Raw genomic sequence first — 16,277 nt, forward strand, 5'->3', positions numbered from 1 at the left:
ACTTACTGTCTTTAAATCATGCCAAAATACTAACACACTCCTAAATGATTTATAATAAGCCCTGCCCAGCTATATTATATTCATCCATACTCTCTTTTCTTCTAGTAGCACTATTGCCTCTTTATTACAGATTCTATAATTTTCTTCATATTCCTCTACTTTTACATAACTCTTTCTTATACCTAAAACATTTTTTTCTGTATTTCTGATGGTAATAATTCATAGTATTCTCTAAACTTTTGTCCATTATTTACCTTTTGGGTAAAAGTAGAAATTCCCAAGGTATCTACTAATGCCCGTACAGCATAGTTTTTTGGTTCATCAAGATTGGGTTCGTAAAAATAAATATTTCCACACCCTTTAAAATGCCTCTTCTTACAGTTTACTAACCACCAAATATCCATTTCTGATGGATCCATACCAAATCCAACTATATAAACATTTCCAAGAAGAAAATAATCAATCCAGCTCTTTGGAATAAACGGTGTACCCTGTTTCATGCTACTTTTATAAGCTTTAATGACATAAGGTATTCTTTTTTGGATTTCTGACAACAATTTTCCATAATAATAATGTCCCATAACCATTGATGAAGGCCTTGCTGCTTCTCCATGAATATGCCAAATATTTTGATTATTAACAGTAAAATATTTAAATAATCCTAGTTGTTCTTGAGGCTTAGATCCCTTTTGTGTAGATTTTCTATATTTTGATGGAGATTCTTTTTTAAGATTAAACGTTGTATCCAAAGCACATTCTACTTCATAAGAATAATTAACCGTCAGAACCGCATCAAAGGGAATACTTAAATATCTGATAAGAAGTGTTTTCTGCTCTTCTTCAAGAGTATACGGCATAAGCTTATCTGATATTTGATCCACCCATCAGATACAGAATCACTACTAATAACAATTGTTTGTAAAGCATATGGAAGATTTCTAATCAACTCGTAATTGATTGGATTTGAGTCGTACTCGCCTGTAGAAAGGCATTCAATAATATTGTCCCAAGAGGACTTTCCATATAAACGGTTTATACCATTTCCTAATAGAAGAACATTTGGGTTCTTACCAGATTTAATTGATGCTAATGCATTGCTTTGCATATGATTTGCCACCTCATTATAATGTATAGTCATGAAATCTCATATTTTCTAGTAAATAATTAAGATTTGCCATCAAACAATTCATCTATCACTGCTATTCTCTTTTATTTTATCTACTATTCTTTTATACTTAGTTTTATATTTATCGATTCGAATCTTTTAAACTTCTCTGCCACTCATTTTGTCCAAAAAAATGCGTACCTTAACTAACCCCAGTTGATCCTCTACAGATTTTATTACATCCGTAACTTCTATTTCCAATTCGGTTTCATTTAGCACTCGAACTAATCTATTGTAATAGCCCAATGATATTTCCTGGCATCAGCTAAAACTTTTTTCATTCTTTTCTGCAACATATTCATACCTACACTGCATATAATTATGTTGAATACATATCAATTGAACAGATGTTAGTGAATTATATCCACCTTTTTTCATCGAGAATTTATTTCCCAACATAAGCATTATACGTATCGTTCAACTGTTTAAAATGTTCATCGCAAAGTGTTGCATAATTATTTGTTGGCACTCCACATAGTGATCCATCAAAATATTTGTACTGGCATCCTCCCGATGGTACATTTCCCGCTGTGTATTTCCCAGTATTTTCAATGCTAGTAGTCTTGCCTGAAAGGCAATCCATGCAGAACATAGCATCCTCATCTATATACTTCCCGCAGTTCAAACATTTATTTGAATGTATTACACAGCAATTAGTATTTCCCGATGATGCAATCGTATTATTACATCCTGCATGTTCACATTTTGTATCAGGTGTGCCATACGAATTTGTAAACACCGTATTATATGCAGATTTTTGTGATGATGTTCCAGTTGTGCTAATTCCTTTTGCTTCTTTGTATATATTTGTATCTTTTACTGATTCAAGCACAGCGTCAATTTTATCCTGAGACGCACCATTGGACTCCATGTATGCTGCAGTAGCCATCAAAAGGTAGACAGTAGCGTTATTAGTCCCCACACTAACGTCATTATCAATTTGCTGTGCAAGGACAACTAATCGTTGTGTTTCGATTTCACAGGATATAGTCTTATAATAATCCTTTATTCTATGGAAAATACCTTTATACTCATCTATAACTAATTGATATTCTTTAGAACAATAACTATCATCATAAGTAATAACTTCGTCACATAGAGATTCCATTTTTGCAGCTATTTCACGAAAATCATCATACTGTGACCAATCAAATTTCTCCGATTCATTTAAAATGGATGCATATTTTTGAGTCAATTCCGCCATCTGCGCAGACAAACTTGCAAATTCATAGGAATAACCTGCCATATCATTTGTAAATTTTCCAACCTCTTCCTCCGTCATATTGGCATTATATGTACGCTCTGGGGCTATTTCACCTTTCCCTGTTCGCATAGTTTTTTCTTTTGTTCCGCATGCACAAATAAATAATGTTAAGAATAATATACATAAATAAATTTTTTCATTGCTAAACACCTATTTAATTTGGTCATAATATTCATTCCATTCAATCAAAAGAATCGTATACGTTAAATGCGCTTCCACTCCTCTATATACGATACCTTTCTTTTCACTTTATCTTCCATCCCATCGCAAGATGTTAAACGTCATTCATTTCTTGATTCAACCATCTTTGAAGCATTACTTCCCTGCTCTTTATTATATTTAAGAGCATTATAGTATCCTTCGGCTGTTTCTATGGCTTCTTTCGAATCAACTGAAAATTCTTCAATTACACTAATAGCATTCTCTGTTGTTTTAACAATTTCACTTTTCCACATCCAATTGCAAGCATTCTAGATAATATCATGATTACAAATGCTCTAATTTTATTCAATTATTAATCCTTTTCTTTCATAAAAACTATTTTTACGCAAAAAAAAACAAAGAGACCCTATGTCCCCTTGTCTGCAAGTTATATTATCATATAACATTCAAAACTACAATACAATAAAACCTTATTTCAAAGCACTTATAAAATCATCCCTATTTGTCCTAATGTTTATGGATATTCTTCTGCACAATAGGGGTTTCTGTACCGGAGCACAAATCAAAAATCCTCGCCGTAGGTAGTGTCCCCAAATACTAATAATGAGAAAAAATCACCTGCCTGATTGTCCAATCAGTACATCCATTTCATCCCATTTAAAATTTCTAAGTAATTTCTCAAGCTGAGTAATTATATTAAAGTCCTCAGTTGAAAGCTTGTATACCTTAAGTTCATCTAAAATCATTTCAACTGAGTCATAATCCATCGTAGGAATAACCTCCCGCAAAGCACTGTACGCATCTTCAAGTTTTTCTGGAGATATTTCTTTTTTTATCTCGTTATCGCCTTTCCTTTTACTATCAAGAACTGAGAGTTTGTTCTTATAACTTCTGAAAAGCTCTAATAATTTACAGGTATTATCGTCGATGCATTTTTCATCGCCATTTCGTCCTGCTTCCTCAAGCATAAGAGCCAGTTCCGACAGCTCAAAAGCCCCAATTATCCTGGCCGTACTTTTAAGGGCATGTACCTTTGTAGTATAAAAGCTAAAATCCCCGCTTTTATATGCTTTTTCTATTTCATCTGATTTTGAATCTATATTGCTGTAAAAGGTATTTAAAAATTTCAAAAATGCCTTTTTGGTTCCGCAAAAATTCAATCCATCAGTCAGCGAAATTCCATCTATTTTTTTTAAATAATCAAATTCTGTCTCGCACATATCCTGTCAAATATCTAAAATATAATCATATTTTTTGTTTCAACATACAACATGTAAATCCTAGCACAACGATAATTGTAAAACAACAAAAGTTAATAATTTCACTTATAAGATAAAAAGAACAGCCGGAATACAGGCCGTTCTCTTCTAAATCATATGTAAACAATCACTCAACTACTGTAAACTCGATAACCTGTCCCTGACTAAATTCTTCATACATTTCCATCATTTCTGAATCATCAACAAGGACTTTTTTCTCACCGTCATCAATCTCATAATATGTGGCATTACCAGCGGTATCATATTCAACGTAATTCTCATCCTCTAAATCCAGCGCATTGCCGTCTATATCATAGGAGCTTGTAAAATGATTGCCGCAAACATATATATCGCCATCATATATCGTGAGCGGATAAGCAGTACCGCCTGCTTCCACATATCCGATATAAACAACATCATCATTATCTTTTTTATATACCTCAGCGTCGATAGAGGCCATTGTTCCATTACCATCGCAGTCATATGCACCACTTGAAACAAGCAGTACATCAGTGTGATCTATTCTTGTCTTTGCATAAGCCATGCCCTTATCAAGCTTTGCAATGATATCATCAAAATCATAACAGCCGGTAATATCAATGGGCTCATGCCTGTTTTCTTCAATGATTTTTGCTGCTTTTGCAACTTCATCGTCAGATATTACTTTTACCTGAGGATTACTTTTTGAATCTTCATTCTCATTTTGAGTTATAGACTCAACATTAGGTGTGATCACAGTATCCTTCTGTTGTCCACAACCTAAAAAGCATAGCACTATTGTACACATGACAAATATTGACAATTTATTATTCATAACTATCCCCTCAAATAGATCTCAGGAACTACAAAATCATGTAGTTTCCAAGAATTGCCAACTATTTACATTTATAAACTTTCACTTATGAATTACAGTAAGATTAAAAATCTTCATCTAAAAGAGATGCTTCAGTAAGGCTTGCCCAATAGTAAGAGTTCATGTAGACTCCACGGAAGGATTTAATGGCCGCTTCATCACCGTCAAGATAATGATACAGATCACAGTCGATAAGTTCCGGACAAATACGCATGCCTCCACTCTTAACCTCTAATATTTCGCTGATATTGTAGTCTTTAAGAGTGTCTTTAAGGCTTCTTACTATAACATCCATCTGCTTCTGCATAGCCCTGTCATACATTCCGTCTTCCCAGAGTGCCGCAAAAGCTTCAGCTCTTGTGACGGTTCCGCCTCTGTTATCAATAAGATATGCCAATAGCTCTTTTGACTTTGAACGTTTGAAAACAACGCTTTCGCCCTTTACAAATAAATCAAAATTACCAAAAGTCTTAGCATTGGCAAGATATGCGGATTCCTCTTCCTTATTATCTATTACATACTGAACTTCCTGGAAAAGTTTGTCTCTTGCAATAGGCTTTAAAAGATATCCATCAGCGTGGATAGAAAAAGCCTCTACTGCATAATCAGAATATCCGGTAAGAAAAATAATTGATGTTCCCGGACTTTTCTCCTTGATAATACCGGCAAGAGTCATCCCATCCATTTCAGGCATGTCTATGTCCAAAAGCGCCAGTCCCACATTATTCTCTTCCATATATGAAAGGGCTTCCTGCCCCGAGGAAAATCCTTTCACTTCCTCAAACAACCCAAAATCATCCAGCAGTGATACTGTAAGATCTAAAATCAGATTTTCATCATCAACACAAATAGCTTTCACAATTTTACCCCCCTGCGGGCACTTTAATTATTACTGTTGTTCCTTTATCTATCTCACTTTCGATAATAAGCTTTCCATTGCAAAGACTTTCAAGTCTTTCCCGGATAGTTTTAAGACCGTAATGAGTTTCGTCCTTCTTCTCATAGTCTTCCAGGTCAAATCCCTTACCGTTATCCCGCACATTGATAACATGATAATTATCCTCGAGCTTGGTTGTTATCCAGATACTTCCGTTTTTCCTGATTCTGACACCATGTCTTATCGCATTCTCAACAATCGGCTGAAGAGTTAAAGCAGGCAGAAGGAAATCTTCATCATCGATATCATAGTCAACCTTGATATTCGGGAATCTTATGGTCTCGATTTCTGTATAAACCCTTGTATGCTCAAATTCCTTGTCAAAAGGTACAAGATCCGTTTTATCCAAAGAGCCTATGTTATTCCTTAGATAAGTACCGAATTTCTCGGCAGTAGTGAAGGCTTTCTTTGGATCAGTCAGGCATAAAGCCTGAATTGTTGATAGCGTATTATACATAAAATGAGGCTGAATCTGAGACATCATGATCTCAATTCTCTTCTCATTTTCTATTGCCCTGTCATGCTCTCTGACAAAGCGCAGATGCAGCCAGATGTAATAGAACAACGCACCTGTAACAACGGCAACTGTAAGAAATGATATCCTGGCATCAATATAAAAACTACTATCAGCGATAACCCCAAGAACTATTATTGCAGTAATAGCAATCGGAATGAAATTAACTCTTTTTTTCTCACTCCGCAATTTATAAAGTGCCAAAATAATGTGCCATAAAAGTAATATACCACAAATTATATGGCTTGAGTAACCTAGTGGACCTCTTACAAAACCATTATCCTTTGTAATTGTAAATGTTATATCAGTGAAAAATGCTGAAAGATATACCGCAGTATTTACTGCAATCAGTATCCATGGCTTCTTTTCATCACTCAAAAGCCGAATAAACAATACAATGATTACAGGTCTTGCAATATAGCAGTAAATACTGGTGATAAGCCTTAAAAACACCAGTGAATTATGATGCTGAGAAAAACTCTCAACCTGACTAACTACTATGACAGAAAAAATAAGAATGACATTTTGAATCAATATCATTCTATTCTTCTTTTTTATATATCTATCTGCAAGAACAACCGCTAAAAGTCCCAGCAGTTGAAGCACCAAAGAAACATTCAGTGCTATAAGACTCTGTGATTCAATAGTCATAACAATAATCCCCAGGATGAGTACAGATCATCAGACCTGTGAACTCACCACTTTATTTCGTAGCTTTTTCTGGTTTTCCTTTCCCAGGATAAAGCTTTTCTTCACTTCATCAAATTTTGGATAAATACTATCCGCATCATCCTGCTTTTTTATTTCTTCCTCAATTTCAATAATTTTATTCTCAATAGATTTTACATACGAATTTTTCATTATCTGTTTACTTAGAAGTTCGATATTATTATTGGTAATTTCAATCTGTTCAAACAAATTATCATCTGTAACTTCTTCGCTACTTATCATTTCTTCAATGGGTCCCTCATCGAAAGAACAATTATCCTGTACATTGTCATCTATCTCATCATCAAAAAGGCGTTTGATTTTACTTATAACCCCCTTCACAATAATTCTGTACCTCCTTAATGCAACACGATAAAAAAATAAATCGTTTCCACGTGTATTACTTAGATAGGCACATTATATCTGATTCTGTCCAACAAATGTCCAACATACAAAACCATGAAATTACCCTTTGTAGTAGAATGCCATCATAGTAATATCATCAAACTGATCTGCATCCCCTACAAAATTATTTATCTCTTCTCGTACAGTACTTATCTGCTTCTGCGGATCATCTTCCTTGCATTTATTAAGAGCTTTAACGGTATTATCCATTCCAAAAAGTTCGTGCCTCTTATTCTCTGCTTCAGTTACTCCGTCAGTGTATTCAAACAAAGCATCTCCCGCATCGAGTTTAAACTCATGCTCAATGTATTTGATACCTTCGATCATTCCCAGAGGACTTGAGTGCTTATATATTACAGGCTCAAACTCACAATTTTTACGACGAAGTATAGGATGTTCATGGCCTGCATTGGCAGCGACACCCTTACCGGTGGAAATCTCTATGATAGAGAGCCACACAGTTACAAAGAATTCCTCATCATTTCCCTCACAGAGCTGATTATTGACATCATAAAGAATTTCTGAAGGCGTTCCACCTGCCAGTGTTCTTGTTTTTATAAGTGTTTTTGCGATGACCATAAACAATGCCGCAGGAACTCCCTTGCCTGAAACATCTGCCATCACAAGGGCAAGATGGTCATCATCCACCAAAAAGAAATCGTAAAAATCGCCTCCTACCTCCTTTGCAGGATTCATGGTTGCGAAAATATCAAACTCATTTCTATCCGGGAATGGAGGAAATTCCCTGGGAAGCATATCCTTTTGAATTTTGGTTGCTACCCCAAGCTCTACACTGATCCTTTCCTTCTCGGCTGTAATTTTTTGTACTTCATCAATATACTGATCTACTGTGAGTACCATCTTTGAGAAGCTGTCAGCCAGATGCCCGATTTCGTTTCCAAGGCTTATTTCAGAAAGCTTATTTACTACGTAATTGCTATCCTTATTTTTGTCATAGGATTCAACACTTTTTTGCACCTTTTTAAGAGGCTTTAGGACATTTTTCCTGATGAGAAAAAGGCAGATTGCTGCAAATATCATTTGCAAAAGAACAAATCTCAAAGTACTCCTTATTGTCTCTACCCTTATCTCTTCCTTTACATCTGATGTCTGATATGCAATTCCCAAAAAAACATGATATCCGGGTATGTCTATATAAGTCTCATATGAATCTGCATAGCCCTCTGATTCTGCAACTTTACGTGTTTTCTTTAATGTTTCTTTTAATGAAGTAACCTGTTCATCCGTAAGCGTAACAGTAGTACCCAGAGTATATGCATCTCCAAACTTACTGCTCCTTGGTTTTGAGCCATCATTACCGCTGGCGAGAAAAATACCACTGTTGAATTTGTCATCCGTAGCCATAACATACACATAGTCAATATCATACGCAGTCTTAATATGATTCGTATGCATAAGAACTCTGTTGAAAACTATCTCAGCAAACAATTTCTGATCTTCCGGACTTAGTGCTTTAATATCAGCTTCTGTCGAATCCATTACCGACAGATTCTTTTTTCTTGCCAAAAGTTCATGCATCTTTTTACGGGTCTCATCATCAGCCTCATATTCAACATCCATATTGTCGCCGTTTTCGATCCAGTACTCAAGAATATAGGCTATTCCTTCAAACTGATCCAAATAAGCATTTAAATCTTTAAAAATGCTGCTCGCATGCTTTTCCTTCTGATCAAGAATAGTCCTTGCAGATGAATTGGTTATCGTAACATATGAAACGGCACCGATTATCAATGTACCAAAGATGAAATATATTAGAATTTCAGTAAATACACTTATTTTCAGTCTGTCATTATATGATTTATGTTCTGTCATAGAAATCCCCCAACATACTTCGTTTTGTAACCGGCAAGCTACAAATAAGCCGTATAACGCCAGAAATATTTTAATAAAAATTCCCGGCATTTAAATTTATTATTTAAGCCATCTGTCTCTTTACAAGCTCAGTGAAGAACCCATTCTTTTCTACAAGCTCCTCATAGGTTCCCTCTTCGGCTATATTACCTTCTTTGAGCACCAGAATTCTGTCACAGTTCCTTATTGTACTTAGTCTGTGCGCGATTACGATTCTTGTACAATTAAGTCCATCCAGTGCGTCTGATATCTTCTTCTGTGTAATATTATCAAGCGCACTTGTAGCTTCATCAAAAATCAGAATCTTGGGCTTTGGCGCTATAGCTCTTGCTATCATGATTCTCTGCTTTTGTCCGCCTGATATTCCGCCCTGTCCTTCACTTATTATTGTATGCATTCCCATAGGCATCTCTCTTATGGTATCAGCCATTCCCGCAATTTCAGCAGCTTCCCAGGCTTCAGCTACACTTAGCCAGGGCGCAGAAATTGTGATATTTGAGTAAATATCTCCCTGTATAAGAGAACTGTTTTGGAGAACAACACCTATCTTTTTACGTAGTGATTTTAAATCCACGCTGTTCATTGCCTTTTTATCATAGTAAATAGCACCCTTATCAGGCTTCTCAAACCCCAGCAGAAGCCTTATTAAAGTACTTTTACCACAACCTGTTTCTCCAACTATAGCCACGTATTCTCCTGCCCTGATCTTAAGTGAGAGATTATTTATTATATATGGCATTGAAGAGTCGTACCTGAAGCTTACATTATTTAGTTCGATACTTCCGGAAATTCTCTCAACAACTTCATTATTGTTATAAACCTCAGGCTCGGTCTTAAGAATTGGCTCAGCCAACTCCAATGCAGGTGCAATCTGGGCAATTGAAGTTGCTATATTTGCAAGAGCAACAAATGCTGCAAGAACCTGTCCAAATGCAACATTAAATGCATAGAAATCAGACTGAGTAAGTCTGTTCCTGACTGCAAGATCATATAAAAATGCATTTCCAAGCAGAAGGAGTCCTGTTACAATAGCCGAATTGATCTTTAAAAACACAGGCGGATTATATCGGCACTCAGCCTCCTTTGAAAAATGCTCTGTCCATTTTGCAAATGCTCTCTTTTCGGCGCCTGCAAGCTTAATCTTCTGTATTCCGGTGATAAGACCATAAGATAATCCCATTCCTTCTGCAGAAAGCTTCATAAGCTTCTTATTTATTCTTGACTGCCAGAAGGATGCCAAAAGGATTACCAGGAATACTAAAAGAATAATGGTTATAGCCGGCCAGAATAATACAGGAGTAATTGTATTTACCTGATAAATGTACAAAAGCGACATAAATGCAGCCAGCATGGTGGAAAAAACATTGCTTATAAGCAGAGAACAAACGATGTTTATACTCTGTTCTCTCTTGGCAAGTTCACCTGAACTAAAATTTCTGAAAAAAGATGCAGGAAGAGACATTATTCGCATCATTACCGCAGCTTCAACCTGCGTAGACATTTTAGACTCTATCCTTGTAAGATAGAGTATTTTTACTGCATCTATAAGATGCGTTGTAATGGCTGTTGTACCGATAACCAGAGCCGTACTCATCAAAAATCTCATATCATTTGATGCAAGTACAACGCCTGTCAAAAGTCTTGTAAAAAGAGGCAAAAGCATTCCCAGGAATACCACAAGAAATGAAGCCATAACAGCACAAATAAGATCACCTGAGGTGACACATTTTCTCATATAAGACACAAGGTCAGATAGTTCAAGCTTTCGAAGCGGAAGCGGTTTATAAAATACCACAGCTTTCCTGGAAAACAGCTTTTCATTTTTTCTGGTTATTCTGACCTTTTTCCCTGTAGTCCTGTCCTTATAGTAATAGCCCGTTGTATTTCTTGGAATCAGCAAAACCGCAGAATTGTCGTCCTCAAAAAAGCCAAGCATAAGTCCTGTTCCGTCAAAGCTCCATCCCTCATCAAGGTCCACATTCCTGCGCATTATGCCATTGGGCCAAAGAGCATATTCCAGCTTTTCCTCAAGACTATCGATATTGATCGGAACATCAGTATTTTTGCAGCCAAAATAGGACAAAATGTCCCTGATAACTTCCGATGTATGATATCGTTCATTATCAGCGATACTCCCTCTTTGTCCAAGAACGGCTTCGGCAAGACGTTCCATAGAGTATTCGAAAGCTTCCTGATCTCTTTTACTTCTCTCTCTTATCTGATCTTCAAACCAGCTCATAAGCCCTCATTCTACAGTTACCAAATCTTTATAAAAGCCATTTAGCTTCATCAGTTCTTCATGCGTTCCACGTTCAACAACGACTCCGTTGTCCATAACCAGAATGTCATCACAATCCCTTATGGTTGACAATCTATGTGCAACAACAATGCATGTTAATCCTCTGTTTTTTATAGCTTTGACTACTTCATACTCGGTCTTTGCATCAAGCGCACTGGTGGCTTCATCCAGAATTATTATCGAAGGATCTCTGGCTAAGACTCTGGCTATTTCAAGCCTTTGCTTCTCACCGCCGGACATATCCTTACCCCCCTCTAAAAGTCTTGATCTGTAACTGGAAGGACGGGAAATAATTTTCTCATGAATTCCGGCATCCCTTGCTGCCAGTATCATCTCAAAATCTTCAATTGATTCATCCCACATTTTTATATTGTTCTCTATTGTATCTTCAAAAAGCCCAATATCCTGAGCAGCTACAGCCACAGATCCCTTAAAAACACTAGTCTGTATTTCGTTTATGCTTTTACCATCAAAACGTATATCTCCACTCCAAGGCTTATACAGACCGGAAATAAGGCCTGCTATTGTAGACTTACCGCAGCCGCTTTTTCCAACCAGAGCAATTCTCTGCCCGGGTTTTACACTTAATGAAAAATCTTTTATCAAAGGCTCTTTTAGCCTCGAATAGCCAAAGGATAAATTTTTTATCTCAATAGCTCCTGTTAGTTTTGAAAAAGTACCATCCTCAATATCTTCTATAGTTTCCTCTTTAAAAACATCATCCTCAGGATACTCCATAACATCGCTGACTCTTTCCATATCAGTCCGCATTTCCAGAATTGACTGCCCCGATGTGATCAGCATATTAGCCGGTTGCATAAACAATGATAAAAAGCCTTGAAATGCAATGATCATTCCGACTGTAAAATCGCCTCTCATAGTCAGGAAAACACCTAAGGTCAGAACCAGGTAATTAGCAATGTCAGCCAGAAGTGGCGGAATCACTCCGAGATATGCATCTAAAGTACTGTATTTAACATTCTGAGCCTGAACTGAAGCCTGATATCCTGCCCATTTCTGGAAGAATCCATTCTCGGCTCCGGATGATTTTATAGTCTCTGCCATTTCAATACCGGATATAGTGGCAGACAGGAGCTTCCCTTCATCTCTCATCTGAACTCTTGTCAGATTGATTCGCTTTTGAGATATATAACTTGCAACCAGAAGATTAATAACAATGGTCAAAATACCTATGAAAGTAAGTCCAACACTAAATCTTAGCATCACAACCAGATACACCAGCATCATTATTGTATTTAGAAAAAGAGGTGCCACAGTATCTACCAGGGTCGCTGCTATATATTCGTTAACTTCTTCTCTCATGATGATATCTCCTGCCATTCTCTGAGAGAAGAATTCTATAGGAAGTCTCAAAACCTTCCACATATATGTAGTCGCGCCTATCGATGCCAGTTTGCCATTAATCTTGAGAAAATAAATCTTTGATATAAATTCACTTATAATCTGCAGAACTGCAAGCACTACCATGATTGCTATAAATGGATTAAGCCAGGATCTGTTTATTCCGGTTAAGAGTCTGTCCATAAACACTCTTGTCATCACAGGATTAATCACCTCTATCATGTAGGAAATAATTCCTGTTAAAGCAACAAGTAAAATGGCCTTTTTAGCCCCCTTAAGCCTTTTGGCAGCATAGGCAATAATGCTCTTTTTATTTCCTCCCGGAACGAAGTTCTCACCGGGAATGATTCTTAGACAGACACCGGTGAATGAGTTATCAAACTCATCCATGGTAATCTTCACTTCGCCTCTTGCAGGATCATTAATGTAAGCAAAACCATTCCTGAATCCGTTAAGTACAACAAAATGATCAAAATTCCAATGGATGATACACGGGAATAGTCCAGCTTCTTTTATTTCGTCTATTTCATATCTGAATCCTTTTGCTTCAAAACCATATTTCCGCGCAGCAGTCAGGATATATTTTGCATTTGATCCATCCCTCGAAACACCACAATCAACCCTCATCTGTTCAAGAGGGATCCACATATTGTAGTAAGCCATAACCATACAAAGGCATGCTGCACCACATTCAAGTGCTTCCATTTGCATGATTACCGGTACCCTGGCTACTCCGTTTTTTATTGGTTTTCGTATTTTCTTCTTCATCTTCAGTCGCTCAAAAGAAAAGAGATTGGTTTAATTTGTTCAACAATTATGCCTGCTTCGTAAACCCCATCGGGAATATTCATATCACATTCGACTGTTGTTCTTCCATAGGAATCCTTGTCCACATAATCTATAGTTGCACTCAAATCGCCAATAGTCAGCTTGAGACCTGCCTTTAGATTATCCTGTGGCATATTATTGATTACCATGGTTACTTTCCCGTTAGTAACATAAGCTTCACCTTTTACAGTTGTACTTACATTTCCTACAGAAGCCCAAATAAAAAAACCTGCAAGCATAACAACGACCGCCATAAGTATCAGCCATATGGCGGGTGTTGTTACATGCAGATAATCATTTAAAGCTTCAGGAGAAGATATCCTTTCCAAACTCTTTTTCCTGAAAATATTCTCATCCATTGACGCTCCCTGGTTATACCCACATTCCACCACCGGATGTATTGTTGCTACCAGTCGTATTTTTAACCTTTACATTGTTAACTTTTACTGCGTTTTTAAGAGGTCCGGCAATGCGGTTTGTATCTCCACTCATCAATAGATCATTAGAATCCACTTTAGTATCAGAAGTCATTATTGTATTTGAAAGTCTGATCCCTCCGACACCAACTCCGGCATTGGCAAAAATACCTGCACCGCCATTGATTTCCTCAAGCTCCTCATCATTGAGTTCTTTCATCAAATCTTTATCACTCATAGAATACTCCTTTCCAAAGCAATCGCTTCAACTAAATAAGCAACTTAGCCTGCAAAGTAATTCATACCGCCGCAAATAGGACATTCACATTTTGATTCCTGAATATTTATCCTAATTATCTTTTGACATTTCTGGCAGCTGACTTCCATTAGCTGTACTCTCTTTTGCTTGTAGAAAGATCTGAATTGCTTTGCTCCGCCAACAACATCCTCCAGACTGTCATCATCCAGAGGTGTTCCTCCAGTAACTTCAATCATCACTATCTCCTCCTTGTAATCACTCCTTACAAGACGATAATATCAAAAACTGTCCAACAAATGTCCAACATTGAGATAAATTTATATTTATTTTATAATACGAACCTTTTTTAAAATATTTACCAATTTGGAGCCCTTTGGGAATTGAAGTAATTCTCTTTCAGTAACTCCTTTTGTCCTTACCATTCCGACAGCATATACAATTACTGCCACGAAAATTGCTACGGCAACTGAAATGAGATTAACAAAATAATCATTCTCCAACGTTCTACCTATCAATAGCTTCATAAGTCTGTATACGCCAAAAGAAACGATTCCCATAACTGCCGAAACTGAAAAAGGTATAATATAAAGCTTCTTAATATCCTGTCTGATTTCGATAGTTTTGGATATTGAATATTCATTGAGTACGCACATAAGAAGTGAGTACAGAATTGTCACGATTGCCAGAGCTTTGTTGCCAAGATTCGTGAAAAACAAAAGAATTACCAGTACCACCGTCTGAACAACCAATGCAATAGCTGCATTAATTACAGGAGCATTGACCTTTCCAATTCCCTGCAGGATAGCATTACTTACAGTGGAAAGAGAATAAAATACCACCGTAATTGCCAGTATCTGCATTAAAACTCCTGCCTCATGCAAAGTGGCTTTTTGAGGAAACAGAAGCATGATGATCGGCTCTGATAAAGCAAACAATCCCACAGCAGAAGGAATAGCAATCATATTGATCAATCTGTATACTCTCTCTATCATTTGTGAAGTTCTGTCATAGTTTTTCTGCGCAAAGTATGTAGAAATACTTGGCATAATCGTGGCAGCAGCTGCTGATGATATCGCTATAGGGAAATTAGTGATATTCATAGCCTTTCTTGAGAATACACCAAACCTTGTAACAACTTCGTTATGAGGTATTCCTCTGTTGTAAGTCATTATCTTTGAGAATAAAGTCGAATTAAGTGTAGTCGATAAATTATAAATAAATGTACTTAAAATAAAAGGTGTCACAATCATAAGGATAAGAATAAATATTTCTCTATATCCCATATCTTCATGATGATCGTGAATAACCTTTCTTCTTACGGCATCTCTGTTCATCCTATAGACAAAAAGCATAAAAATCAGAGCAATAACCACTCCTGAGCCTGTGCCCAGGGCACCTCCGATTGCTCCATACATCGCCCTTGTGGATGCATCTCCGCCTTTAGAGATTGCCAGGTTAACCAGAAAGAATGCCCCTCCAACAGATACGAAAGCATTCAAAAATTGCTCTACCAGCTGGGAAATACTCGTTGGTATCATGGTCCTCTGTGCCTGAAAATATCCTCTGAGTACTCCTAACGGTCCAAAAATAAATATGAATGGTGAGAAAACCTTTAGTACCGGGATGGAATATCCATCCACAAACAAAGGTGCTCCAAAAAATGCAACAAGACTTCCTATAGCTCCTACAACACAAACATAAATAAGCGCACAGTGAAAAATTCGCTGTGCGTTTCTATATTCATGTACAGCAAGTCTCTGCGAGATTATTTTACTCATCGCAGAAGGTATGCTGTATGAAGAAATAAGAAGTACTATTGAATAAATATAATAAGCCGTACTGTAATATCCGTTTCCCTCATCACCGACAATTCCGGTGAAGGGAGCCTGATATAAAAGGCCTATGATTTTTGATATGATACCGGCGGTAGCTAAAATACCGCCCTGAACTAAAATACTTTTCTTTTTACTCATT

The 16,277-nt window shown here is 36.8% G+C and carries 15 protein-coding genes; all 15 read right to left on the reverse strand.

Annotated features, from left to right (window positions below; all coding sequences use genetic code 11):
* Positions 1-182: 182 nt before the first annotated feature.
* A complete protein-coding gene (locus G622_RS0102740; RefSeq protein WP_026509395.1) occupies positions 183-857 on the reverse strand; it encodes a hypothetical protein in 675 nt (224 codons plus the stop codon).
* 693 nt (positions 858-1,550) lie between these two features.
* Positions 1,551-2,498, reverse strand: coding sequence for a hypothetical protein (locus G622_RS0102745; protein WP_026509396.1), 948 nt, complete (start codon positions 2,496-2,498; stop codon positions 1,551-1,553).
* Between the two features lie 212 nt (positions 2,499-2,710).
* Complete coding sequence (locus tag G622_RS25665; protein ID WP_155831404.1) at positions 2,711-2,884, reverse strand: hypothetical protein; 174 nt, start codon at positions 2,882-2,884, stop codon at positions 2,711-2,713.
* A gap of 321 nt (positions 2,885-3,205) precedes the next feature.
* Entirely contained in the window at positions 3,206-3,811 is a 606-nt protein-coding gene (locus G622_RS0102755) for an Hpt domain-containing protein (RefSeq protein WP_026509397.1), read from the reverse strand.
* Between the two features lie 166 nt (positions 3,812-3,977).
* Positions 3,978-4,664 (reverse strand): hypothetical protein, encoded by a 687-nt coding sequence (locus tag G622_RS0102760; protein ID WP_026509398.1) that lies wholly within the window; start codon positions 4,662-4,664, stop codon positions 3,978-3,980.
* A 103-nt stretch (positions 4,665-4,767) separates the two neighbouring features.
* A complete protein-coding gene (locus tag G622_RS21450; protein WP_044956967.1) occupies positions 4,768-5,562 on the reverse strand; it encodes a response regulator in 795 nt (264 codons plus the stop codon).
* A gap of 4 nt (positions 5,563-5,566) precedes the next feature.
* Positions 5,567-6,805 (reverse strand): sensor histidine kinase, encoded by a 1,239-nt coding sequence (locus G622_RS0102770; protein ID WP_026509399.1) that lies wholly within the window; start codon positions 6,803-6,805, stop codon positions 5,567-5,569.
* A gap of 30 nt (positions 6,806-6,835) precedes the next feature.
* Positions 6,836-7,204 (reverse strand): hypothetical protein, encoded by a 369-nt coding sequence (locus G622_RS0102775; RefSeq protein ID WP_026509400.1) that lies wholly within the window; start codon positions 7,202-7,204, stop codon positions 6,836-6,838.
* A gap of 123 nt (positions 7,205-7,327) precedes the next feature.
* Entirely contained in the window at positions 7,328-9,100 is a 1,773-nt protein-coding gene (locus tag G622_RS24245; protein WP_049945653.1) for a SpoIIE family protein phosphatase, read from the reverse strand.
* 103 nt (positions 9,101-9,203) lie between these two features.
* A complete protein-coding gene (locus tag G622_RS0102785) occupies positions 9,204-11,378 on the reverse strand; it encodes an ATP-binding cassette domain-containing protein (RefSeq protein ID WP_026509401.1) in 2,175 nt (724 codons plus the stop codon).
* A gap of 6 nt (positions 11,379-11,384) precedes the next feature.
* Complete coding sequence (locus G622_RS0102790) at positions 11,385-13,568, reverse strand: NHLP family bacteriocin export ABC transporter peptidase/permease/ATPase subunit (protein ID WP_044956969.1); 2,184 nt, start codon at positions 13,566-13,568, stop codon at positions 11,385-11,387.
* 2 nt (positions 13,569-13,570) lie between these two features.
* Entirely contained in the window at positions 13,571-13,987 is a 417-nt protein-coding gene (locus tag G622_RS0102795; protein WP_026509403.1) for a hypothetical protein, read from the reverse strand.
* 13 nt (positions 13,988-14,000) lie between these two features.
* A complete protein-coding gene (locus tag G622_RS0102800; RefSeq protein ID WP_026509404.1) occupies positions 14,001-14,282 on the reverse strand; it encodes a class IIb bacteriocin, lactobin A/cerein 7B family in 282 nt (93 codons plus the stop codon).
* 44 nt (positions 14,283-14,326) lie between these two features.
* The gene (locus tag G622_RS0102805) at positions 14,327-14,539 is read right to left on the reverse strand and encodes a hypothetical protein (protein WP_026509405.1); all 213 of its coding nucleotides are present in this window, start codon (positions 14,537-14,539) and stop codon (positions 14,327-14,329) included.
* A gap of 87 nt (positions 14,540-14,626) precedes the next feature.
* Positions 14,627-16,276, reverse strand: a complete 1,650-nt coding sequence (locus tag G622_RS0102810; RefSeq protein ID WP_026509406.1) for a putative polysaccharide biosynthesis protein — start codon at positions 16,274-16,276, stop codon at positions 14,627-14,629.
* Position 16,277: the final 1 nt, after the last annotated feature.

Source organism: Butyrivibrio sp. LC3010 (assembly GCF_000424385.1).
In the GTDB taxonomy this organism is placed as follows: Bacteria; Bacillota; Clostridia; order Lachnospirales; family Lachnospiraceae; genus Butyrivibrio.

Coding starts and splice junctions, on each gene's coding strand:
- G622_RS0102740 (WP_026509395.1), bottom strand. CDS start 857: ATGCCGTATACTCTTGAAGAAGAGCAGAAAACACTTCTTATCAGATAT.
- G622_RS0102745 (WP_026509396.1), bottom strand. CDS start 2,498: ATGCGAACAGGGAAAGGTGAAATAGCCCCAGAGCGTACATATAATGCC.
- G622_RS25665 (WP_155831404.1), bottom strand. CDS start 2,884: ATGTGGAAAAGTGAAATTGTTAAAACAACAGAGAATGCTATTAGTGTA.
- G622_RS0102755 (WP_026509397.1), bottom strand. CDS start 3,811: ATGTGCGAGACAGAATTTGATTATTTAAAAAAAATAGATGGAATTTCG.
- G622_RS0102760 (WP_026509398.1), bottom strand. CDS start 4,664: ATGAATAATAAATTGTCAATATTTGTCATGTGTACAATAGTGCTATGC.
- G622_RS0102770 (WP_026509399.1), bottom strand. CDS start 6,805: ATGACTATTGAATCACAGAGTCTTATAGCACTGAATGTTTCTTTGGTG.
- G622_RS24245 (WP_049945653.1), bottom strand. CDS start 9,100: ATGACAGAACATAAATCATATAATGACAGACTGAAAATAAGTGTATTT.
- G622_RS0102785 (WP_026509401.1), bottom strand. CDS start 11,378: ATGAGCTGGTTTGAAGATCAGATAAGAGAGAGAAGTAAAAGAGATCAG.
- G622_RS0102790 (WP_044956969.1), bottom strand. CDS start 13,568: ATGAAGAAGAAAATACGAAAACCAATAAAAAACGGAGTAGCCAGGGTA.
- G622_RS0102795 (WP_026509403.1), bottom strand. CDS start 13,987: ATGGATGAGAATATTTTCAGGAAAAAGAGTTTGGAAAGGATATCTTCT.
- G622_RS0102800 (WP_026509404.1), bottom strand. CDS start 14,282: ATGAGTGATAAAGATTTGATGAAAGAACTCAATGATGAGGAGCTTGAG.
- G622_RS0102805 (WP_026509405.1), bottom strand. CDS start 14,539: ATGATTGAAGTTACTGGAGGAACACCTCTGGATGATGACAGTCTGGAG.
- G622_RS0102810 (WP_026509406.1), bottom strand. CDS start 16,276: ATGAGTAAAAAGAAAAGTATTTTAGTTCAGGGCGGTATTTTAGCTACC.